The organism is Streptomyces sp. NPDC101490 (assembly GCF_044767145.1).
In the GTDB taxonomy this organism is placed as follows: domain Bacteria; phylum Actinomycetota; class Actinomycetes; order Streptomycetales; family Streptomycetaceae; genus Streptomyces.
In genome coordinates, this window is sequence record NZ_JBIWNI010000009.1 from 125,570 (window position 1) to 146,190 (window position 20,621).

Here is a 20,621-nt window from a genome sequence, read left to right on the forward strand (position 1 = left end):
AGACCTCCCGGTCCGTCGCCGAGACCTCCCGGTCCGTCGCCGAGACCTCCCGGTCCGGCGACGGGGATGCCCGGCCCGGTGCCGGGACCTCCGGGGACGACGACCCCGTCGACCAGCCCACGACCATGTTCAAGGCGATCCGCCCGCCCCTGGACCAGCCGACGACCGCGCTGAAGCTCCCGCCGTCCCTGGCGGCGGACTCCGACAGCGAGCGCACCAGCACCTTCCTGCCGCTGCGCGCCGACATCCCGGCCGAGCAGAAGGCCGAGAAGGAGGCCGCGAAGGAGCGGGAGTCCCGCGCCGCGGCCACCGCGCCCGCCCCGGCCCGGCCGCAGCCGTCCCCGGACCGGGCCACGCCGGGCCGTACGGAGAACCCGGAGCGGACCCCGGGCCGTACCCCCGGCCAGGGCACCCCTCCGCCCTCCGCCGAGACCTCGGGCCGGGCCCCGGCGACCGGCCGGACCCCGGCGGCGGGTGTCCCCGCCGCCGGGCTCACCGAGCCGGAGCGGACGCGGCAGCAGCCGCTGCCCCCGCTGCCTCCGCTCGACCTGCTCGCCGAGCTGACGAACACCCCGCCCCCGGCGCCGACCCCGATGCGGACGACGATCCGCCGACTGCGGATCTGGACCCCGCTCGTCCTGCTGCTCCTGATCGTCTTCGCGATCGCACAGATGGTCCGCCCGCTGCCCGACCCCGCTCTGAAGCTCACGGCGGATCCGGCGTTCACCTTCGCGGGCGGCGAGCTGAAGATGCCGTGGCCCGGTGAGGGACAGGGCGCCGTCGAGGTCGAGGGCGTCGGCTCCATGGGCACGTGGGGGCCGCAGAAGCCCGCCCCGATCGCCAGCGTCACCAAGACGATGACGGCGTACGTGATCCTCCGCGACCACCCGATCAAGGGGAAGCAGAAGGGCCCCGAGATCACGATCGACAAGAAGGCCGCCGACCAGGCGGACGCCGAGCACGAGTCGACGGCGGCGGTCCAGGAGGGCCAGAAGTACACGGAGCGGGAGCTCCTCGAACTCCTGATGATCCCCTCCGCGAACAACGTGGCCCGGCTGCTCGCGCGCTGGGACGCCGGTTCGGAGTCCGCGTTCGTGGCGAAGATGAACGCCGCCGCGAAGGACCTGGGGATGACCCGGTCGACGTACACGGACCCCTCGGGGCTCCTCGACAGCACGGTGTCGACGCCGGAGGACCAGCTGAAGCTGGCCAGGGCGGTCATGCAGTACGACGTGTTCCGGGAGATCGTGAACATGCCGAACGTGACGGTGGACGGCATCCCGGGCCGGATCGAGAACAACAACAACATCCTTCTGGAGCCGGGGGTGAGCGGCATCAAGACCGGCTCCTCCACCCCGGCCGGCGGCAATCTGCTGTGGTCGGCGAACACCGTCGTCGACGGCAAGAACCGGCGGATCCTCGGCATCGTGATGGGGGCGAAGGACGCCAAGGTCCTGAACGAGAAGCTCCAGCTCGCCATCGACAACAGCCTCAAGCTGATCCAGCGGGCGCAGAAGGACGTCACCTCGGCCGTCGTGATCCGTGAGGACCAGGTCCTGGGGTACGTCGACGACGGACTCGGCGGCCGGACGCCCGTGGTGGCGACCAAGGAACTGAAGGCGGTCGGCTGGCCGGGCCTGAAGGTCGAGCTGGAGCTGACCGACGGCGGTCGCGCGGTGCCCCACGCGGGCAAGGCGGGCGACATCGTCGGCCAGGTCTCGATCGGCACCGGCGCGGGCCGGGTCAGCTCCCCGGTGGCCCTCCGCACGGACCTGGTGGAGCCGGGCTTCGACAAGAAGCTCACGCGCGTGGGCTGAGGGGACACGGCCGGGGCTCGGCCCCCGGCCCGTTCCCACCCGGCCGGGGCGTGGCCCCGGCCCCACCCGCTTGGCCGGGCGCCCCGGGTCCCCGGGGCGCCCAGCTGTTAGCGTCGTGCGGGGGACGAGAGGGACGCGTGGTACTTCCCGCGCGCAGCGAGACGGGCAGCACGGGAAAGGGCCGCAGTTGACCACCGCCGAGCCGACACGCGCCGACCGCGCGGCTTCCACCGTCGATCCCGACGCCCCGGCGTCCGTCGGAGAAGGGCCCGGCGGACCCGGTGGGACGGGCAGGTCCGGGGCCGCCGGGTCCGGTGTCCCGGGGGCGTCCGAAGGAACCGACGTGTCCGATGATTCGCTCCCGCGAATAGTGCTTCCGGCGCAGCGGCCCGCACCCACGGCCGCCCCCGCACCCACCCTCACACCCGACCCCACGGCCGCCCCGGAGCGGCCGGTCCTCCGGCGCAAGCGCCGTTACACGGTCCTGGCGGCCACCGCGCTCGCGGCCGTCGCCCACCTCCTGTGGTTCTTCTTCTGCGCGAACAGCGGCGGCGACCTGGCCGCCCAGGACGCGTGGGCCGAGTTCGTCGGCCGGCACCCGGACTCGGCGTACAACCTGGCCTGGTACGGGGGGATGCACCCGGTCTCGTACAGCGTGGTGTCGCCGTATCTGATGTCGGTGCTCGGCGTGCGCAGCACGATGATGATCGCCGGGACGCTGTCGGCGGCGCTCACCGCGCTGATCCTGGTGCGGGTGAGGGCGGTCCGCAATCCGCTGGCCTGCTCGGTGGCGGCGGTGTTCGCGTTCCTCTGCAACGCGCTGTCGGGCCGGGTGACGTTCGGCCTGGGCATGATGTTCGCGCTGGGCGCGGTGGCGGCGGTCTTCTGCTGGCCGCACCGCTGGCGCCGCAGGCGCTGGGCGAAGGCGGCGGTCGCGGCGCCGCTCGCGGCCCTGGCGACGGCGTGCAGCCCGGTCGCGGGCCTGTTCCTCGGGGTGGCGGCGGCGGCGCTGTTCCTCAACGGGCGGCGCCCGGGGGCGTACGCCCTCGGTCTCGCCCCGGTCGTGGTCGTGGCCCTGTCGTCCTGGCTGTTCCCCTTCTCCGGTACGCAGCCGATGGCCTTCGGATCGACGGCTCTGCCGCTGCTCTTCGGGGTGCTGGTCTTCGTCCTGGTCCCGAAGGACTGGCGGACGGTCCGCACCGGGGCGGCCGTCTACACGATCGGCACGCTGCTGACCTGGCTGATCGACTCGCAGATCGGCTCCAACATCTCGCGGCTCCCGATGCTGTTCGCGGGCGTGCTGCTGCTCGCCGCGCTGCCGTACACGGCGCCGCGCTCCCGCCGCTGGTACGCGCTGCTCCTGGCGTTCGCGGGACTGAACTTCTGGATCGGCTTCAAAGGCGTCGACGACGTGATCCGCACCGCCCCGGACGCCTCCTGGGCGAGGGAGCTGGCGCCGCTGGTCAACCAGCTCCAGGTACGGGACGCGGGCAAGGCGCGGGTCGAGGTCGTCCCGGCGTCCAGCCACCGCGAGTCCTCGGCGCTGAGCCCGTACATCAACCTGGCGCGCGGCTGGAACCGGCAGGCGGACATGGAGCGCAACCCGCTCTTCTACGACGACACCCTGAACGCCGTGAACTACGAGGAGTGGCTCGCCCGCTGGGCCGTGCACTACGTGGTGCTGCCGACGGGCGCGCCGGACTCGGGCGCCGAGCAGGAGGCGAAACTGGTCGACGCGGGGCTGCCGTACCTGAAGCAGGTGTGGTCGGACGAGAACTGGCGCCTGTACGAGGTCGAGGACCCGACGCCCCTCGCGGACCCTCCGGCGGAGGTGGTGAGCGCGGAGGAGAACGAGGTCGTGATCCGCGTCGAGCGCCCCGGCCGCGTCCTCATCCGGGTCCCGCACTCGCCGTGGCTGGCGCTGATGGACGAGAACGGCGGCAAGATCGAGCCCCCGCAGGAGACGGAGGCGTCGAAGCTCGCCCGGGAGGAGTCCGACACGGAACTCCCCAAGACCTTCGCCAACGAGAACGGCTGCCTCTTCAAGGCGGAACCGGACGCCGAGGGCGACGAATGGACCGAACTGATCGCCCCGAAACCAGGCACGTACCGCCTGGCGGCCCCGTACAAACTCTCCAGGGGCACGGCTTGCCCGGAGGAACTGCGCTGAGCCGACGCGCTCCACCATTCCGGACTTCGAACCCGTGGGGACCACTGCCCGAGAACTTCAGAGCGCCTCACCCCCCATGGACGGGCCTCTCGCGACGTGCCGGATGGTGCTGATCGTCTGGGCGCCATTCAAGGGGCCTGCCGCTCCATCCGCTCACGCAGCGCCCACGCAAATGGCCCCGGACGAGCCGTCCGAGGCCGAGTGGGACTCCTGCCTGGGGATGAACCCCAGGCAGGAGCAGTCATGCACGGTGCCCCCGGCAGGACGAACCTGCGACACCCGCTTTAGGAGTTCTCTCCGATCAAGTTCGTGACCTGCGGAAACGACGCCATGGCTGCGTATGGAAACGCGTCTCGGAGGTTCTTGTGGGTTCCCAGGGTTTCCCGGCCTCATGTGTGCTGAATCCGGTCCGGTCCGACTGCTGGGGACCACCTCTCGTCGAAGGTCGCGGGCGCACGTAGTGGCCAAGGCTTGCTCTATGCAATTGGAGGTATATATCGTTGATTGCATGACGGGGCGATGGGAGATCGAGATCGAACCCGAGGTGCGGGATTGGCTGGAGTTACTCCCGTTCCGTCTCTACCGGCGAGTGGAGGACAAGACGGACCGTCTCTTGGATGAGCCGACCACGCTTGGCGAGCCGTACTCGCGTCACCTCGGTGGCAAGCTGCGTGAGCTGCGGTTCGAACTGGACGGCGAGGCCGTGCGCATCCCGTACTGGCTCGCCCCCGGGCAGCGGATCGTCCTGTTGACGGTGTTCCGCAAGACGAGGATGCGTGAGGCGGCGGAAGTCGAACGTGCGCATCAGGCTCAGAAGGTCTGTGAGGCCGAGCACAACCGTGCTGAGCACACCTACGATCGCCGCAAGGAGAGTTGATGGATCACAGCACATGGAGAACGCGCAGGGCCCGGCAGCTCGCGGGTGAGGCGGTGGAGTACGACCAGGAGTACATCGACGCGCGGCTGGCCGGCGATCTCGGGCAGGCGGTCTATGACCGTCGGATCGAGCTCGGGCTGTCTCAGGCCGAGCTTGCTGGCCGGGCCGGGATGACGCAGCCTCAGGTGTCCCGGATGGAAGGCGGCGACACCGTGCCCACTCTCCCGCTGCTGCGACGCCTGGCGAAGGCGCTGGACGGCACCCTGAACCTGGCCATCGACGAGGGTGACTCCCGGGTCACCTTCACTCCCCACGCTGCCTGAGACGAGCCCGCCCGGCCCGTCGAGGACATTGCGGACCCGAGTCAGCGCGCGTCGTAGATGCTTCGAGACGCGGGTCCGGCCTGCCCCGGCGCTGTGCCGCGTACGAAGGGCTCTGCCGTCACGTGGACGGCAGAGCCCTCGACCTGCTGCTTCAGTGTGCCCCCGGCAGGATTCGAACCTGCGACACCCGCTTTAGGAGAGCGGTGCTCTATCCCCTGAGCTACGAAGGCGGGACTGACCGCTGACAGCCTAGCGGATGGGGGTCGTCGAGGTCGCCTCGGTTCCGGGTCGGTGTGCTGGGGTGGCCGGTTTGGATGTTCTGACCTGGTGTTTTCGTCGACGAGTGCTTGCTGGTGCGGGGTGGGCCGCCGCCGTGGAGGGGATGATCCTCATGCCTGAGGCTGGTGCGTGCTCAGTGGGGTGTCGGCGCCGGTGGGGGCAGGGGGAGGATCTCGCGGTCGAAGAAGGTGGGGAACTCCTCCCCGCGTTCGTACAGCGTGTCGAAGTCCCGCGACGTCTCCCGGATCAGCGCGCGATCGGTGAACCGGCGGGAGCCCATCGCGTTTCCGTCGTCGTCGTACAGCACCTCGTACATGGCGAGGTCTCCGAGGATCACGACTTCGGGGACGGGACGGTCCTTCTCGACGTCGGCGATCTCGCGGGCGTCGAGGACTCTGATGGCGTCGCCCAGTTCCACGCGCAGCCGCAGGACGAAGAGCTCCCACTGCACGTACGGGGTCACCGGGAACTCCACCACACGCAGGCGGCGTTCCTGGATCCCCCGTCGTCCCGCCTCCCGGAACTGTTCCGCGTAGACGGGGCGCTTCTCCTCGACGAGGGAGAGGGCCCGGTCCCATTCCCCTGCCGCGAACGCCTCCCAGCTGGCGAATCCGCGTTCTTTGAAGTCCTGTCCGCGCTCCAGTTTGTTCAGGTGACGGATACCGTCCTGATAGTTCCGGCGGAAGTCCGCGTGGTACGTGGGGCGGTCCAGGCGATCGGACGTTCCGTGTGGGAAGGAGTCAAACATGGGGGATGTCCTGTTTCGCCGCGATCAGCATGTTCCTGGGGACGACCACGAGCCGTTCGTCCGGTCCGACGGAGACTCCCGGCGGGAGCTTCCCGGCCAGGGCCTCCGTGAGGTCACGGCCGATGACGGCGATGTCCCCGTTCTCGAGTTCCCACAGGTCGGGGCAGTCGGGGGTGTCGGTCGTGTTGCCCAGCTCCTGCGGTGACCTCCCCAGGCGCCGCTTGAACGTCGTGTCCGGATCGGCTTCCCAGGGTCTGGTCATCGTCGTCCTCCCCGTTCGGTCAGGATTCCGCCGACTGTAGTGCCGTGACCGGAGGTTCGGCCATGCCGAGGACCGGACGTGGCGCGGGGCGGCGGCTTGTTGTCCCGTTCGGACCAGGACTGCCACGATGAGTGGCCGGGAAGAGGCCGCCGTACGGGAAAACACCGGCGAGGACGCACCTGCGGCGCACGAGGCTGACGATCGGGAGGCGCCCGGTGCAACCATGGAGTCCGCTGTACGTCCACGGCGCCGAAAGGGAACGGCGCTTACGTCCCGGCCGTGAGGTCGGCCGATGACGGGCGCGACGGACGGCCACGCCGAGGACCACGGCCGGGTCTACCAGGCGGCCGGTGACCAGCACATCAGCGAGCACCACCACTACGGCGACGAGCCGACCGCGCCGAGAGGCCCCGATTCGGTGCGGCGACCGGCGGTCGGCCGACCACCGGTCGTGCTGCGGGACCGCGCGGACGTCCTGGAACGGCTCCGGGCCGGGCGCGGCGGCGAGGTGTACGTGCTGTACGGCATGGGCGGCTGTGGCAAGACCGCGGTGGCGTACACCTTCTTCCGGCTGGCCACCGAGGAGGACGGCCGGGTGGGGTTGTGGGTGAACGCCTCCGACCGGTCCGGTCTGCGGGCCGGAATGCTCGCCGTCGCCGCCGACCGGGGAGCCGGTGACGGCGAACTGCTGGCCGCCCGCAACGGGCTCCGCCCCGCCGCCGATCTCGTCTGGCGGTACCTCGACCGCTCCACCCGCCCCTGGCTCCTGGTCCTCGACAACGCCGACGACCCCGAGATCCTCCGTGACGGCAGCTGGCTGCGTTCCAGTCCGCGCGGCACGGTCGTCGTGACCACCCGCCGGTCGGCCGCCCACTGGTGGCCGGGGGCCGAACTGCAGCACATCGGCGTGCTGCCGCGTGCGGACGCGGCGCAGGTGCTGAGCGACCTCGCCCCGCACAGCGGTACGCCCGAAGAGGCGGACCAAGTGGCGGAACGACTCGGCCGGCTGCCGCTCGCCCTGACCCTGGCAGGGGGCTTCCTCTCCCAGCAGGTGCTCGATCCCTGGACGATGGGGACGTACCGGCGCCACCTGGAGGAGAGCGGAGGAGTCGAGCTCATCGACCGGGGTGCCGACGCCCTGTCGCGGGAGGACCCCCGGCATCTGGTCGGGGTGACGTGGCAGCTGACGCTCGACGCCTTCGAGAGCCGGGGCCTGCCCGAGGCGACCGCCCTGCTGAGGCTCCTGTCACGGTTCGCCCCCGAACCGCTCCCACTGGCGCTGCTCAACCGTGCCGAGATCGACGGTGTCCTTCCCCGCGCCCGCTGCGAGACCGCGCTGAGGGCACTGCTCGACCAGTCCCTGACCGAACTGGTCGACGTCGGCACGCGGTGCGTGCGGAGCCACGGCGTCCTGCTCGACAGCGTCGCGGCGGCGACCCCCGCCGAGCGGCTGCCGGTCCTCGACGCCACGGCGGTCCGCCTGCTCGACGCGGTCGTGCCCGAGGTGCCCGACGCCGGTCCCTACGACCCGCTGTACCGTCTGCTGGTGCCCCATGGGCTCGCCTTGCTGCGCCGCGCCGACGCCCCCTCGGCATCGGCCGACGCACTGGCCGTGACGATCAGGCTGTGCGTCGCCCTGCACCGTACGGGGGACTACCTGTCCGCCGGGGAGACGGCCCGGACCGCCGCCGACCTCGCCGAGCTGCGGCTCGGCACGGAGCACCGCCTCGTGCTGGCCGCCCGCTCCAGGGAGGGCCGGGCACTCTTCCGGCTGGGCCGTTACGCCGAGGCGGAAACGCTCCTCAGCCGGGTGCGCGCCGCCCAGGAGCGTCTGTTCGGCGTCGACGATCCCGACACCCTGGACAGCGGCCACGGCCTGCAGCTCGTGCTCGGCAACCTCGGGAGGCGCGACGAGGCCGTCGCGCTCCTGAGGGCGACGGCCGAGGGCAGACGGAGGACATGGGGTCCCGCCCATCCCCTGACCTTGCGGTCCCGTTCCAGCCTGCTGGTTCTCCTGGCGGTGTCCGAGGTCGTCATGGAGGAGGACGGATCGTTGTCGTCCCTGCCGTCGGAATGCGTCCGGCACCTGGGGCCCGACCACACCGTGACCCTGGGCGCGCGTCACAACCACGCCTGGGTGCTGTACGGCCTGGGCCGCTTCGACGAGGCCGATCGGGAGATCCGGCTGGTCACCGAGGCGTACCTGCGACGCTTCGGCCCCGACTACCCGATCACTCTGGCGGCCCGGCAGCTTCTCTCCCGGACCCGGGCCGCGCTGGGCCACCGGGCCGAGGCCGTCGAGATCATGACGGATGTGGTGGCCAGGCGGGAGACCGGTCTGGGTGCCGACCATCCGTTCACCGCCGCCGGACGGGTGCTGCTGGAGGAACTCGCCTCCGAGTAGCAGTAGCAGTAGCAGTAGCAGTGGCGTCCGGCCGGTGGGGGACGGGCGGGCGCTTCCGGCGGGTGCGGGCGGTCGGGTGCGGGCCGGTGGAGATCCTGGTTCGCGCCGGGCCCGTGCGCGGTCAGCGGGCCGGGCGCAGTCCCGGTCCCACCGTCGTACGTCGAGGGCCGCTCCGGAGCGGCCTCGGACGAAGGGGCTCTTCTCGTCCGGGCGTTATGCTCCGGGCCCGTGGTCGGGGCCGGTGATCGGCGGCGGCCGGGGCGGGGTGTGGGCCCTGCCCGTCGTCACTCGGACGCTCAGGAGGTTCAGCGGTGGACACGCGCGGGGCAGGGGCGGGGGCATCGGCGGCGTCGGAAGCGGGGCCGGGGGCCGGGGCTGGTTCCGGGGCGGGGGGTGTGGCCGGGGCCGGGGCCGGTGACCGGCGGGGTGGTCCCGGGGGTGATCATCCGACCGGCTCCCGGGCTGATCACGCGCCCGACCTCCAGGCTGATCGGACGCCCGCCCCCCGGTCCGGCCAGACGGCCGATCCCCGCGCCCACCCCCGGCTCGTCGCACCCGGGGCGCCCTTCGTCGTCGACGGTGGGCGGTATGTCTCCGGGCCCCGGACGCTTCGGGAGTTCGTTGAGGCCACCTGGGGGTACGGGGAGCGGGTGTTCCTCGTGTCCGAGGGCGGGGCCGTGACCTACCGGGAGTTCTTCGACGGGGCCTGCGGGCTCGCCCGGCGGCTCGTCGGGGAGTACGGGCTGCGGCCCGGCGACCGGGTCGTCGTCGCCCTGCGGAACGGCGCCGACTGGCAGACCGCCTTCTGGGCCGCGCAGCTCGCCGGGCTCGTCGCCGTACCCCTCAACACCTGGTGGACCGAGGACGAGTGCGCGTACGCCCTCGACGACTGCGCGCCCCGGCTGCTCCTTGCCGACGCGGAGTCGGCCGGGCTGCTGGGGGGCTGGGCGGGGGCGCGCGAGGTGCCGGGGATCGTGTTCGGCGGGCCGGCCGTCGGCGGCTTCAGCGCGTACGTCCCGGATCTCGACCCCTTCCTCGGGCCGCCCGCCGTCGACGTGCTGCCCGAGTGGGACGCCACCCTCGTCTACACCTCCGGCACCACCGGGCGGCCGAAGGGCGCCGTCGCCACCCATCTCGCGCAGGCGGGGGCCGCCGCCAACTCCCGGTACTTCGCCGCCGCCGCGGCCCTCGCCCGGGGGGACGTGCCGGGCACCGGGCCCGCGCCGGTGTCGCTGACCACCTTCCCCTTCTTCCACGTGGCCGCGTTCACCTCCTTCTTCGGGGTGATGGCGGCCGGGGGGACCCTCGTCACGATGCGCGGCTGGGACGCCGGACGCGCCCTGGGGCTGATCCGCGAGCACCGCGTCACCCACTACGCGGGCGTGCCGACGACCGCGCTCCAGCTGCTCGCGGCGGCCCGCGCCGCCGGGGACGACCTGGCGAGCCTCACCCTGCTCAGCACCGGTGGCGCCACCGCCCCGCCGGGGATCGTCGCCGGACTCGCCGCCGGGTGGGGGGAGCGCGTCGAGCCCCGCAACGGCTACGGGCTCACCGAGACCTGCGGTGGCGTCCTGTCGAACGTCGGCGCCGAGTACCGCGCCCACCCGGGCAGCGTCGGCCGCCCCTCGCCCGCCACCGAGGCCCGGATCGACCGGCCCGACGCGGAGGGCGTGGGGGAGTTGCTGCTGCGCGGGCAGTCGCTGGTCCGGGGGTACTGGGGCGACGAGACGGCGACCCGCGCCGCGTTCACCGGGGACGGCTGGTTCCGTACGGGGGACCTCGCCCGGGTGGATCCGGAGGGGCGGGTCCAGATCGTCGACCGGCTCACCGACATGGTGGTCCGGGGCGGCGAGAACGTGTACTGCGTCGAGGTCGAGCGGGTCCTCCAGGAGCATCCCGACGTCCTCGACGCCGCCGTCCTCGGCGTTCCGCACCCCCTCCTGGGCGAGGAGGTCGCCGCCGTCGTCCGGCTGCGGCCCGGCGCCGCCTGCGGCACCGAGGAGCTGCGCGCCCACGCGGGCGCGCGCCTGGCCTCCTTCAAGGTGCCCGCCCGGGTGGTCCTACGGGACGGCGAACTGCCCCGGAACCCGACCGGCAAGGTCTTGAAGAAGCTGCTCCGGGAGGGGCTGGCCGACCCGGGGGCCGGGGCCTGAGCCTCCGGGGGGCGGTGGCGGTCCGGTGCGCGGGTCTCCGGGGGCCGTCGCGGATCGGTCCCTGGGTCTCCGGGGGCGGTGGCTGCCCGGTGCCTTGAGGCTTCGGGGCTCGTGGCCGGCCCGGTGCGCGTCCGCCCGTCAGTCGCGGGTCACCCGGACCCGGTACGTGCCGTCCGTGTCCGTGTCGAGGACGGTGATCCGGACGCCGTTCGCGCGGTCCGTGAACGTCTCTCCCGGGTGGTAGGGGGCGTCGGAGAGTTCGGCGTGGACGTTGGCCCGGCGGGTGCAGCCGCCGCTGGCGTGCTCGCTGTCGGCGACGGACACCGGGCCGTGGCCGGTGTCGACGTCGGACTCGACCCGGTAGACGAGGACCCCGTCCTTGCAGACCGCCTCGTCGTTGCCGCCCTTGGCGCGGACCTCGACCGCGTACCCCGAGGTGCCGGAGAGGGGGACGAACACCAGCTTGGGGCCGCCGGTGACGGGCAGCGGGGTGAGGCTCCACTCGGTGGAGCCGGGGCGGGAGGCGCAGCCGACCTGGTCGTTGTCGAGCCAGCCCAGCTTCCACTTGTGCCAGCCGAGCAGGTCGTTGTTGGCCCCCCAGTCCTCGGACATGATGTCCCAGTGCCCGACGGTGCCGCCGCCGTCCGAGGTGTAGAGGTCGGGGAGTCCGAAGACGTGCCCGTTCTCGTGCGGCAGGACCCGGTAGCCGGTCTCGGCGAAGCTGCCGGAGCCGTCGTCCTGGCGGCTGTAGACGAAGGACGTGTTGGCGAGCGGTACCCCGTCCGCGTAGGGGGCGTCGTCGTTCCCGGAGAAGGTCACGGACAGGACGGTGTCGAGGGCCGAGGGCCCGGCGTTCGGGGTGACCAGGACGTTGACCAGGTCGTACGCGCTGAAGTCGACCCGGGCGTCGGCCGCCTTCACGAGGTCCTCGACGAGGCCGCGGTAGCCCGGTTCGTACGGTGAGCCGCGCTCGATCCCGTACGCGGAGAACGCCTTCGGCATCCGCAGCCAGTCGGGTATCGGCGCCTCGGCGAGGTAGTGCAGCCGCCCGTAGGAGCTGGTGCGGAACCAGTCGGCGGTCTGCGGGAAGAACTCGCGGTAGCGGCTCATCGCGGTGCCGTCGCCGGGGGCGTCGGGGAAGTCGACCATCAGGTTGAGGGCCCTGATCCGGCCGGTGGAGCGGACGTATCCGGGGGCGGTGGGCAGCCCCTCCGACATCTGCACGCCCATCGTGGTGGCGATCCGGCACGGTCCCAGCTGGGCGCCGTCCGGGGCGGCGGCCACGGGGCCCGCCGAGGCGGGGGCGGGCCCGGGGAGGGGGGTGCTCGCGGAGGCGAGCAGGGTGAGGGAGAGCGCCGTGGTCGCGGCCAGGGCGACGGGTCTGCGTATCCGTCGGCGGGGGTGCTGCATACGGACGCCTCTCCGGTCGGGGCAGGTCGGCGGCACGGTCCCGGCCGGTGCGTCCGGGGCCGCGCTGTGCGATCAGCCTGTGACGGGTGGTTCAGGAGCGCGCGCCGGAAGGGCCGATCGTGGGTATTCCGGGCGGAGGGGTGAAAGTGACCCGGATCACTTTCCGTGCGGGAAATAAGCGGGGACCTCTTCCCCGTTTAGGCTTGAGTCGAACGAAGTGGGGAGTCCTTCCCCGGATGCCTCTGAGGGGCCCGGGGTCGGAGGCCCTTTGACGTCCGGTCGCCCTCGGCGGACGGTCGTCCCCGGTGCCCGGCTCGCCTCCCGGCGGTCCGGCACTCCGGTGCCCGGCCGCCTTCCTGGTGGTCCGGCACTCCGATGTCGGGTCGCCGCCCTGGCGGCCTGACGCCCCCGGTGCCCGGCCGTCGTCTCCCGACCGACGGCCTGGCGCCCCCGTGACGGGAGGTCCGCCATGAACGGACGTCCCTCAGTGATCCCAGGAGGTCGTGGCGTGACCAGCCCCGCCGATACCGCGCCCGCCGATACCGCGCCCGCCGATACCGCGCCCGCGGGTGCCGGGCCCGAGGAGTCCGCGCCCGCCGCCGCTCCGCCCGCCCGCCGCGCGCCCCGCCCCCGTGCCGACGCGCTGCGCAACCGCGAGCGGCTCGTGACGGCGGCCCGTGAGATGTTCGTCGAGTTCGGCCCCCAGGTGCCGTACGACGAGGTCGCGCGCCGCGCCGGGGTCGGCAACGCCACGCTCTACCGGAACTTCCCCGAGCGCTCCGACCTGATCCGCGAGGTCGTCCTCTCGCTCCTCGCGCGGGTCACCGAACTCGCCGAACGGGCCGCCGAGGAGGAGGCCGACACCTTCGCCGCCCTCCGCCGCTTCACCCACGGCGCCGCCGAGGAGCGCGTCGGGGCCCTGTGCCCGATGCTCGACGGCGCCTTCGACCGCGACCACCCCGAGCTCACGGTGGAGCGCGAACGCCTTGAGGAGGCCGTCCAGGGCCTCGTCGACCGGGCGCGCGAGGCGGGCCGCCTCCGCGCCGACGTCGGTGTCGGCGACCTGATGGTGGCGGTGTCCCAGCTGACCCGCCCCCTGCCCGGAACCGCCTGCACCACCCACTTCCAGCAGTACGTCCACCGTCATCTCCAGCTGTTCCTCGACGGTCTGGAGGCGCCCGCGCGCTCCGAACTGCCCGGAACGGCCGCCACCCTGGAGGACCTGAGGCGCGACTCCTGCGCGCCGCGCACCCCGTGACCGATGTGACCGATGTGACCGCCGGGGCCTGACGCTTCGAGAGCCCCGCCCCGCACCCGAAACCCTTTACGTCCTTTTTCTGCCAGTACGCGCCAAGAGGTGGCTCCACCCATGCCGAAAATCCCCGAGAACACCGCGAAGACCACAGAGAACCCAGAGAACCCAGAGAACCCAGAGAGCGCAGGGGGCACGGCGAAGACCCCGGAGAGCGCCGCGACCCGGCCCGACCCCGGGCGCTGGAAAGCCCTCGTCTTCATCGCCCTCGCCCAGCTGATGGTCGTCCTCGACGCGACGATCGTGAACATCGCCCTGCCCTCCGCCCAGCAGGACCTGGGGATATCGGACGGCAACCGGCAGTGGGTCATCACCGCCTACGCCCTCGCCTTCGGCGGCCTCCTCCTCTTCGGCGGACGCATCGCCGACATCTGGGGCCGCAAGCGCACCTTCGTCGTCGGCCTGATCGGCTTCGCCCTCGCCTCCGCCCTCGGCGGGGCCGCGACCGGCGAGGCCGCGATGCTCGGTGCCCGCGCGCTCCAGGGCGCCTTCGGCGCGCTCCTCGCGCCCGCCGCGCTCTCACTGCTCGCCGTCACCTTCACCGACGCCAAGGAGCGCGCCAAGGCCTTCGGCATCTACGGCGCGATCGCCGGCGGCGGCGGCGCGGTGGGCCTGATCCTCGGCGGCTTCCTCACCGAGTACCTCAACTGGCGCTGGACCTTCTTCGTCAACATCCCGTTCGCGATCGTCGCCGCCGTCGGCGCGTACCTCGTCGTCCGCGAGCCCACGGGCACCCGCAACCGCGCCGCGCTGGACGTCCCCGGCGTGATCCTGTCCACCCTGGGCCTGGTCGCGCTCGTCTACGGCTTCACCCGCGCCGAGTCCGAGGGCTGGAGCGACGCGGGCACGGTCGGCCTGTTCGTCGGCTCGGCCGTACTGCTCCTCGCCTTCGTGCTCACCGAGGCGAAGGTGAAGTCCCCGCTGCTGCCGCTGCGCGTCCTCACCGACCGCAACCGGGGCGGTGTCTACCTGTCGCTGGGCCTCGCCGTCATCGGCATGTTCGGCCTGTTCCTCTTCCTGACGTACTACCTCCAGATCGTGAAGGGGTACTCGCCGGTCCGGACGGGCTTCGCGTTCCTCCCGATGATCGCGGGCATGATCGTCGGCTCCACGCAGATCGGCACGCGGCTGATGACCCGCGTCCCGCCGCGCCTGCTGATGGCCCCCGGCTTCCTGACCGCCGCCCTCGGGATGCTGCTCCTGACGCAGCTGGAGACCGGCACCTCGTACGCCGGTCTGATCCTGCCCGCGCAGCTGCTCCTCGGTCTGGGCATGGGCACGGCGTTCATGCCCGCGATGTCGCTGGCGACGCTGGGCGTGGACCCCAGGGACGCCGGGGTGGCCTCCGCGATGGTCAACACCTCGCAGCAGGTCGGTGGCGCCATCGGTACGGCCCTGCTGAACACGATCGCCGCCTCGGCGACCACCGCGTACCTCACGGACCACGCGGCGGGCGCGACCACCCCGGCGGGGCAGAAGCTGCTCCAGCTCCAGGGCATGGTCGAGGGCTACACGGCGGCCATCTGGTGGGCCGTCGGCATCCTGGTCGCGGCGGCGGCCATCGCCTTCGCCCTGATCACCACGGGGAAGCCGGGCACGGGCGCCGGAGCGGTCGCCGGCTCGGGCACGGGCGCGGACGCGGACGCCGAGGTGAGGGTCCCGGTCATCGCGCACTGAGCGTCATCACGTACTGAGCGGTCATCACGCACTGAGCGGTCATCACGTACTGATCGTCATCACGCACTGAGCGGTCATCGGGGTCCCGCCCCGTTCCTCAGTCCCTGCCCTGGTTCCGGCGTCAGCGGAGCCAGGGCAGGTCCGCGTCCGGGTCCTGGGGCTCGAGGCCCTCGGCCACCACCTTCATGATCGTGCCGAGCTGGGCCACCTGTTCGGCGGAGAGCCGGTCGAAGAGGGCCTGGCGGACGGCGGCGACATGGCCGGGCGCGGCCCCGCGCAGGACCTCCGTCCCCTCGTCCGTCAGCCGGGCGAACTGCCCGCGCCTGTCGGAGGGGCAGCTCTCCCGCCGCACCCAGCCGTTCCTCTCCAGGCGGGTGACCGCGTGGGAGAGCCGGGAGCGGGTGATCTTGGCGCTCCTGGCCAGCTCGGTCATCCGCATCCGCCGCCGGGGCGCCTGGGAGAGCTGGACGAGCAGCCCGTAGTAGACGTGCGGCATTCCGGCGTCGCGCTGCAACTGGCGGTCGAGGTGGTCCTCGAAGAGCGTGGTGGCGTGCAGATAGGCGCGCCAGACGTGCTGCTCCTCGTCGGTGAGCCAGCGTGGTTCGGTGGTGTCTCCCATGGGTCCCATCGTACGACTCATCCTTGAAAGTTGAACTATTTGGGTTTACGCTCCTCGTAACGCTTGAAGTTTCAAGAACCCTGAAGGGGGTCGTCGCCATGGACACCACGCTCGACCGGATGCCCGCGCTCTACCTGTCCCACGGTGCCCCGCCGCTCGCCGACGACCCCGTCTGGCCCGGCGAACTCGCCGCCTGGGCCGGGAACCTCCCGCGCCCCCGGGCGATCCTCATGGTCTCCGCCCACTGGGAGGAGGCCCCGCTCGCGCTCGGCGCGACCGAGACCCTGCCCCTGGTGTACGACTTCTGGGGCTTCCCCGAGCACTACTACCGCGTCCGCTACGAAGCCCCCGGCGCGCCGGAACTGGCCGAGTCCGTCCGGAGGCTGCTCCGGGCCCCCGGCACCCCCGTCCAGGACGTCCCCGACCGGGGCCTCGACCACGGGGCGTACGTACCGCTCGTCGAGATGTTCCCGGACGCCGACGTCCCCGTGCTCCAGATCTCCCTGCCCACCCTCGACCCGCGCCGCCTCCTGGAGATCGGGCGACGGCTCGCCCCGCTCCGCGACGAGGGCGTCCTGATCGTCGGCAGCGGCTTCTTCACCCACAACCTCGCCGCCCTCCGGCACACCGGCGGCGGCGTCCCCGGCTGGTCCGCCGAGTTCGACGCCTGGGGCCGGGAGGCCCTCGCCGCCCAGGACGTCGACGCGCTCCTCGACTTCGAGCACAAGGCGCCCGCCGGACGCCTCGCCCATCCGCGCACGGAGCACTTCGCCCCGCTCTTCGTCACGATGGGCGCGGCCGACGCGGCCGGTGACCTCGACGCCGGACGGTCGGTGATCGACGGCTTCTGGATGGGCCTGGCCAAGCGCTCGGTGCAGTTCGGCTGAGCCCCGGCGGTGCCGTTCCCGTACGGCTCCGGCGGCCGTCCCCGTGGGCCGGAGCCCCGCACGTCCCGGCCCGGAGCCCCGTACAGGTGAGGAGCCCCGTCCCCGTGCGGGTCAGAGGACCGGCGGGTTCAGCTCGATCGAGCGGACGGCGGCGGCGAGCGCGAGCGGACCGCCCACGTCGAGTGCCGTGTCGGTGAACTTGATCGTGTGATCGTCGCCGTGCGCCGCCGCCCGCGCGAAGACCTCCTCCGGGGCCGGCGAGACCGGCGCGCACACCACGGCCTCCGAAGGGCCGTACGCGGCGGTCACCGCCGCAGCCGCCGTCCACGCCGCCGCCAGGCTCGGCGCCCACAGCGCGCGGGGGAGCGCGGGCAGGGCGCGCAGGACCGCGTTCGGCGCGGTCGCCGCGTGCACCAGCATCACCGGCTCACCGTGTCCATGGGTCCCGTACCGGTGGGTGGCCGCCGTCACCAGCTCCACCAGCCGCTCCTTCGCCGTGTCCGGGTCCGGGGCCGTTCCCCAGACCGGGAACGCCGTCAGCTGCGCGAGCCGCGCCCTGATCCCCCCGTCCTGCTCCGGAACCAGGGGTACGGCGTCCAGCGCCGCCGCAGCCGAAGGCGCCGCCGCCAGCGGGACCAGTGCGGGCAGCGGCTGGTGGCGGGCCGCCCAATAACCGAGGGCGTGCGCCAGCTCGGCCAGGCGCGGCCCGGTCGTCCCCGCCGCGCCGGACTCCAGCAGGGTCCGTACGGCGTGCCCCGTACGGATCACCGGGTGGGTCGCCCCGGCCGCGATCCCGGGCAGCAGCCGGGGCCACCACTCGGCGAGGACCTCCCGCCAGGGGCGGGCTTCGAGCTCCCGGCCGAAGAAGAGGGTCCAGTCCGTGATCCGGGCCGGGTCGCCGAGCGCCCCGGCCGCGTCGGCGGCGGTGAGGGTACGGGTCGGCGGGGGCGCCTCCTCCAGTTTGTCGGCGTAGTGGTCCAGCCAGCGGTGCACGGTCGCCGCCTGGCCGTGGCGCACCAGCGCCTCGACGGCCATCGGGGCGTGGTTGCTGAGCCAGCCGTCCCGCTCGGGGCCGGTGGTGTGGAGGCGTTCGAGGGCTTCGTCGAGAGTTCCGGTGCGGTCGTCCATACCGAGGACGCTAGGGCGGGGGAGGGGCCGGGCGGAACGGTCGCGGGACCTAGTCCGCGAGGCCGAGAGCCGTCCCGGACCGGAGAAGACCGGAGGAAGGCCCGGAAAGGCCCGGAAAGGCCCCGGAAGGTCCGGGTCCGCCCAGGGGCAACCCGATGGGCCGTCCCCGCGTCTTGAAGGGTGGCGCCGCATGTGATCGCGGTCTCACCGACGGTGTGGTCGAGTGCCCCGCGAGCGGCGCCGGATCGCCCTCCGTGCCGGGTCTGACCTGCGCCTCAGCGGGTTCCTGCGGGGTGCCCGTGGGGTCGGCGGGCCACGCAGGATACTGCATGATCGCGAAAATCCATGTGCCGGGTGGGAATTCTGTCCTGATTCCAGTCGTTGTTTCCGTCGGATGCAGGGCACCCGAAAGGGTGTCGCGACCTACTCAGCAAGGGAGCACGCATGGCAACCCGTGCCGTCGCCCGTCGTCAGACCTCCGCCACGAGCGGAGCCGCACGGGCCAGCAGCGTTCGCGCCGTGGGCGGGGAGATCGCCGACCGCGACCTGGTCGGCATGTACCTCGACGAGATCGCGCGCACCCCCCTGCTCGACGCCGCCAAGGAGGTCGAGCTCTCCCAGACCATCGAGGCCGGGGTGTACGCCCGGCGGATACTCGAGGGCGAGGCCGAGAGCGAGGCGGGTGGCGCGAGCCGCGAGGAGCTCGAAGCCCTGGTGGCCGAGGGCGAGCGTGCCAAGGAACTCTTCATCAAGGCGAACCTGCGTCTCGTGGTCGCGGTCGCCCGGCGTTACCCGCGCAGCGGGCTGCCGCTGCTCGACCTGATCCAGGAGGGGAACGCGGGCCTGGTGCGCGCCGTCGAGAAGTTCGACTACGCGAAGGGCTTCAAGTTCTCCACGTACGCCACGTGGTGGATCCGCCAGGCCATCACCCGTTCCATCGCCGACCAGTCCCGCACGATCCGGCTCCCCGTCCACCTGGTGGAGGAGCTGGGCCGCATCCGCCGGGTGCAGCGCGAGTTCAACCGGGAGAACGGCCGGGAGCCGGAGCCCGCCGAGGTCGCCGCCGAGCTGGACTCGACGCCCGAGCGGGTCGTCGACGTGCTGGACTGGGCGCGGGACCCGGTCTCGCTGAACATGGCGGTGGACGACCAGGGCGAGACGCAGTTCGGTGACCTCCTGGAGGACACCTCGGCGGTCTCGCCGGAGCAGTCGGTGCTCACACTGCTGCGCAGCGAGGAGCTCGACGACCTCATCGCCAAGCTCGACCACCGGACGGCGTCCATCATCCGGATGCGGTACGGGATCGAGGACGGGCGCGAGCGGACGCTGACCGAGGTCGGCAAGCAGCACGGGCTGACCCGCGAGCGCATCCGCCAGATCGAGAAGCACGCCCTGCTGGAACTGAAGAAGATGGCCCACGACACCGGCTTCGACGCGGTGGCGTGACCCGCACGGCCCGTAGGGGCCCCGGCGCTCCCCCAGGGGATGGCCGGGGCCCCTACGGGTTCTCCCGGGCCGCCGCCCGGCACCGTAAGGGATCCCGCCCCTATCCCCGGGTCGCCGCCGTCAGACGCCCCGCGAGGTCCGTCATGTGGGCGTGCAGCGCGGGCGGGCCGTGGACCGTGAAGGCGGCGTCCACGAGGGCCAGCCGGAGCGCCAGCCACTCCACGGAGTCCGTCGACCGGGCGCGCAGCCGGCAGGAGGACGGGCCCGTCGGCTCCGGGGCCAGGTGCGAGGGCAGCCGGGCCGTCACGAACTCGGCCGGAGCCTCGAAATCGACGTCCAGCTCCAGCTCGGGCTGCGCCCGGGACATCGAGCGGGCCAGGAGCTGCGCCGCGTCGCCCGCCGGAAGCTCGCGCGGGCCGAACCGGGCGCCGGTGGCCAGCGGCTCGCTCACCCGGTCCACCCGGAAGGTGCGCCAGTCGTCCCGCCCCAGGTCGTAGGCGACGAGGTACCAGCGGTGCCCGGTGGACACCAGCCGGTACGGCTCGACCAGCCGTTTCGTCTCGGCGCCGTCCCCCGCCCGGTAGCCGAACCGCAGCTTCTCGCGGCCCGTGACCGCCGCCGCGAGCGTCGTGAGGGTGGCGGGCGCGACCGTCGCCCCGTCGCCCCGGGTGAGCGGGATCGTGGCGTTCTGGAGGGTGGAGACCCGGTGCCGCAGCCGTGCCGGAAGGACCTGTTCCAGCTTGGCCAGGGCCCGTACGGAAGCCTCCTCGACGCCCTCGATCGCATGTCCGGCCCCGGCGCGCAGGCCGACCGCGATGGCGACGGCCTCCTCGTCGTCGAGCAGCAGCGGCGGCATCGCCGTACCGGCGACGAGCCGGTAGCCGCCGACCGAGCCCAGCGTCGCCTCCACGGGATAGCCCAGGTCACGGAGCCGGTCGACATCACGGCGGATGGTCCGGGGGGAGACCGCGAGCCGTTCGGCGAGTTCGCTTCCGGGCCACTCGCGCGGGGTCTGGAGGAGCGAGAGCAGATTCAGGAGTCGTGCCGGAGTGTCCGTCATGCCCCTCAGGATGAGGCCGATCTAGGACACGTACTGACCTAGATGGGTC

Annotated in this window: 16 protein-coding genes and 1 tRNA gene; 10 read left to right on the top strand and 7 right to left on the bottom strand. The window is 72.7% G+C overall.

Going from position 1 to position 20,621, the window contains the following annotated elements:
• The 4 genes from ACIRQY_RS19340 to ACIRQY_RS19355 form a co-directional block, all read left to right on the top strand.
• Positions 1-1,817 (top strand): D-alanyl-D-alanine carboxypeptidase family protein (locus ACIRQY_RS19340; protein WP_403927141.1); only part of this gene is annotated, 1,817 nt, incomplete at its 5' end.
• Between the two features lie 187 nt (positions 1,818-2,004).
• Entirely contained in the window at positions 2,005-3,987 is a 1,983-nt protein-coding gene (locus ACIRQY_RS19345; RefSeq protein WP_403927144.1) for an MFS transporter, read from the top strand.
• Between the two features lie 508 nt (positions 3,988-4,495).
• On the top strand, positions 4,496-4,864 hold the full coding sequence (locus tag ACIRQY_RS19350) for a type II toxin-antitoxin system RelE/ParE family toxin (RefSeq protein WP_403927147.1): 369 nt from the start codon (positions 4,496-4,498) through the stop codon (positions 4,862-4,864).
• On the top strand, positions 4,864-5,187 hold the full coding sequence (locus ACIRQY_RS19355) for a helix-turn-helix domain-containing protein (protein WP_403927150.1): 324 nt from the start codon (positions 4,864-4,866) through the stop codon (positions 5,185-5,187). Before ACIRQY_RS19350 ends, ACIRQY_RS19355 begins: the two co-directional genes overlap by 1 nt.
• 157 nt (positions 5,188-5,344) lie before the next feature.
• Here the strand turns inward: ACIRQY_RS19355 and ACIRQY_RS19360 are convergent.
• The 3 genes from ACIRQY_RS19360 to ACIRQY_RS19370 form a co-directional block, all read right to left on the bottom strand.
• Positions 5,345-5,417 (bottom strand) — tRNA-Arg (locus ACIRQY_RS19360).
• 182 nt (positions 5,418-5,599) lie between these two features.
• Positions 5,600-6,214, bottom strand: a complete 615-nt coding sequence (locus ACIRQY_RS19365) for a DUF6879 family protein (protein WP_403927152.1) — start codon at positions 6,212-6,214, stop codon at positions 5,600-5,602.
• Entirely contained in the window at positions 6,207-6,476 is a 270-nt protein-coding gene (locus ACIRQY_RS19370; protein WP_402565010.1) for a hypothetical protein, read from the bottom strand. Before ACIRQY_RS19370 ends, ACIRQY_RS19365 begins: the two co-directional genes overlap by 8 nt.
• Before the next feature lie 292 nt (positions 6,477-6,768).
• On the opposite strand from ACIRQY_RS19370, the gene ACIRQY_RS19375 reads away from it, so the two are divergent.
• Together ACIRQY_RS19375 and ACIRQY_RS19380 are read left to right on the top strand one after the other, a co-directional pair.
• Complete coding sequence (locus ACIRQY_RS19375; RefSeq protein WP_403927154.1) at positions 6,769-8,880, top strand: tetratricopeptide repeat protein; 2,112 nt, start codon at positions 6,769-6,771, stop codon at positions 8,878-8,880.
• A gap of 395 nt (positions 8,881-9,275) precedes the next feature.
• Positions 9,276-11,033: a class I adenylate-forming enzyme family protein gene (locus tag ACIRQY_RS19380; RefSeq protein ID WP_403927156.1), complete on the top strand. Its 1,758-nt coding sequence runs from the start codon at positions 9,276-9,278 to the stop codon at positions 11,031-11,033.
• Between the two features lie 138 nt (positions 11,034-11,171).
• Here ACIRQY_RS19380 and ACIRQY_RS19385 read toward each other — a convergent pair whose 3' ends face one another.
• Positions 11,172-12,443, bottom strand: coding sequence for a M6 family metalloprotease domain-containing protein (locus ACIRQY_RS19385; protein ID WP_403927159.1), 1,272 nt, complete (start codon positions 12,441-12,443; stop codon positions 11,172-11,174).
• Between the two features lie 643 nt (positions 12,444-13,086).
• Here ACIRQY_RS19385 and ACIRQY_RS19390 point away from each other — a divergent pair.
• Complete coding sequence (locus tag ACIRQY_RS19390) at positions 13,087-13,701, top strand: TetR/AcrR family transcriptional regulator (RefSeq protein WP_351786967.1); 615 nt, start codon at positions 13,087-13,089, stop codon at positions 13,699-13,701.
• 111 nt (positions 13,702-13,812) lie between these two features.
• Positions 13,813-15,432: an MFS transporter gene (locus tag ACIRQY_RS19395; RefSeq protein WP_403927162.1), complete on the top strand. Its 1,620-nt coding sequence runs from the start codon at positions 13,813-13,815 to the stop codon at positions 15,430-15,432.
• A 121-nt stretch (positions 15,433-15,553) separates the two neighbouring features.
• Here ACIRQY_RS19395 and ACIRQY_RS19400 read toward each other — a convergent pair whose 3' ends face one another.
• Positions 15,554-16,060, bottom strand: a complete 507-nt coding sequence (locus ACIRQY_RS19400) for a MarR family transcriptional regulator (RefSeq protein ID WP_351786618.1) — start codon at positions 16,058-16,060, stop codon at positions 15,554-15,556.
• 89 nt (positions 16,061-16,149) lie between these two features.
• Here ACIRQY_RS19400 and ACIRQY_RS19405 point away from each other — a divergent pair, with 89 nt between their 5' ends.
• Positions 16,150-16,938 carry a dioxygenase gene (locus tag ACIRQY_RS19405; RefSeq protein WP_403927164.1) on the top strand — a complete coding sequence of 263 codons (789 nt, stop codon included), beginning with the start codon at positions 16,150-16,152 and terminating at the stop codon, positions 16,936-16,938.
• 111 nt (positions 16,939-17,049) lie between these two features.
• On the opposite strand, the gene ACIRQY_RS19410 is transcribed toward ACIRQY_RS19405, so the two are convergent.
• Entirely contained in the window at positions 17,050-18,066 is a 1,017-nt protein-coding gene (locus tag ACIRQY_RS19410) for a questin oxidase family protein (RefSeq protein ID WP_403927167.1), read from the bottom strand.
• 444 nt (positions 18,067-18,510) lie between these two features.
• Here ACIRQY_RS19410 and ACIRQY_RS19415 point away from each other — a divergent pair, with 444 nt between their 5' ends.
• A complete protein-coding gene (locus tag ACIRQY_RS19415) occupies positions 18,511-19,512 on the top strand; it encodes a sigma-70 family RNA polymerase sigma factor (RefSeq protein ID WP_351786626.1) in 1,002 nt (333 codons plus the stop codon).
• A 100-nt stretch (positions 19,513-19,612) separates the two neighbouring features.
• Here the strand turns inward: ACIRQY_RS19415 and ACIRQY_RS19420 are convergent, their stop codons facing one another.
• A complete protein-coding gene (locus ACIRQY_RS19420) occupies positions 19,613-20,572 on the bottom strand; it encodes a YafY family protein (protein ID WP_351786629.1) in 960 nt (319 codons plus the stop codon).
• Positions 20,573-20,621: the final 49 nt, after the last annotated feature.

Bases quoted from the DNA above. Each gene is read 5' to 3' on its own strand.
- ACIRQY_RS19350 (WP_403927147.1), top strand. From the start codon at position 4,496: ATGACGGGGCGATGGGAGATCGAGATCGAACCCGAGGTGCGGGATTGG.
- ACIRQY_RS19355 (WP_403927150.1), top strand. From the start codon at position 4,864: ATGGATCACAGCACATGGAGAACGCGCAGGGCCCGGCAGCTCGCGGGT.
- ACIRQY_RS19365 (WP_403927152.1), bottom strand. From the start codon at position 6,214: ATGTTTGACTCCTTCCCACACGGAACGTCCGATCGCCTGGACCGCCCC.
- ACIRQY_RS19370 (WP_402565010.1), bottom strand. From the start codon at position 6,476: ATGACCAGACCCTGGGAAGCCGATCCGGACACGACGTTCAAGCGGCGC.
- ACIRQY_RS19375 (WP_403927154.1), top strand. From the start codon at position 6,769: ATGACGGGCGCGACGGACGGCCACGCCGAGGACCACGGCCGGGTCTAC.
- ACIRQY_RS19385 (WP_403927159.1), bottom strand. From the start codon at position 12,443: ATGCAGCACCCCCGCCGACGGATACGCAGACCCGTCGCCCTGGCCGCG.
- ACIRQY_RS19395 (WP_403927162.1), top strand. From the start codon at position 13,813: ATGCCGAAAATCCCCGAGAACACCGCGAAGACCACAGAGAACCCAGAG.
- ACIRQY_RS19400 (WP_351786618.1), bottom strand. From the start codon at position 16,060: ATGGGACCCATGGGAGACACCACCGAACCACGCTGGCTCACCGACGAG.
- ACIRQY_RS19405 (WP_403927164.1), top strand. From the start codon at position 16,150: ATGGACACCACGCTCGACCGGATGCCCGCGCTCTACCTGTCCCACGGT.
- ACIRQY_RS19410 (WP_403927167.1), bottom strand. From the start codon at position 18,066: ATGGACGACCGCACCGGAACTCTCGACGAAGCCCTCGAACGCCTCCAC.
- ACIRQY_RS19415 (WP_351786626.1), top strand. From the start codon at position 18,511: ATGGCAACCCGTGCCGTCGCCCGTCGTCAGACCTCCGCCACGAGCGGA.
- ACIRQY_RS19420 (WP_351786629.1), bottom strand. From the start codon at position 20,572: ATGACGGACACTCCGGCACGACTCCTGAATCTGCTCTCGCTCCTCCAG.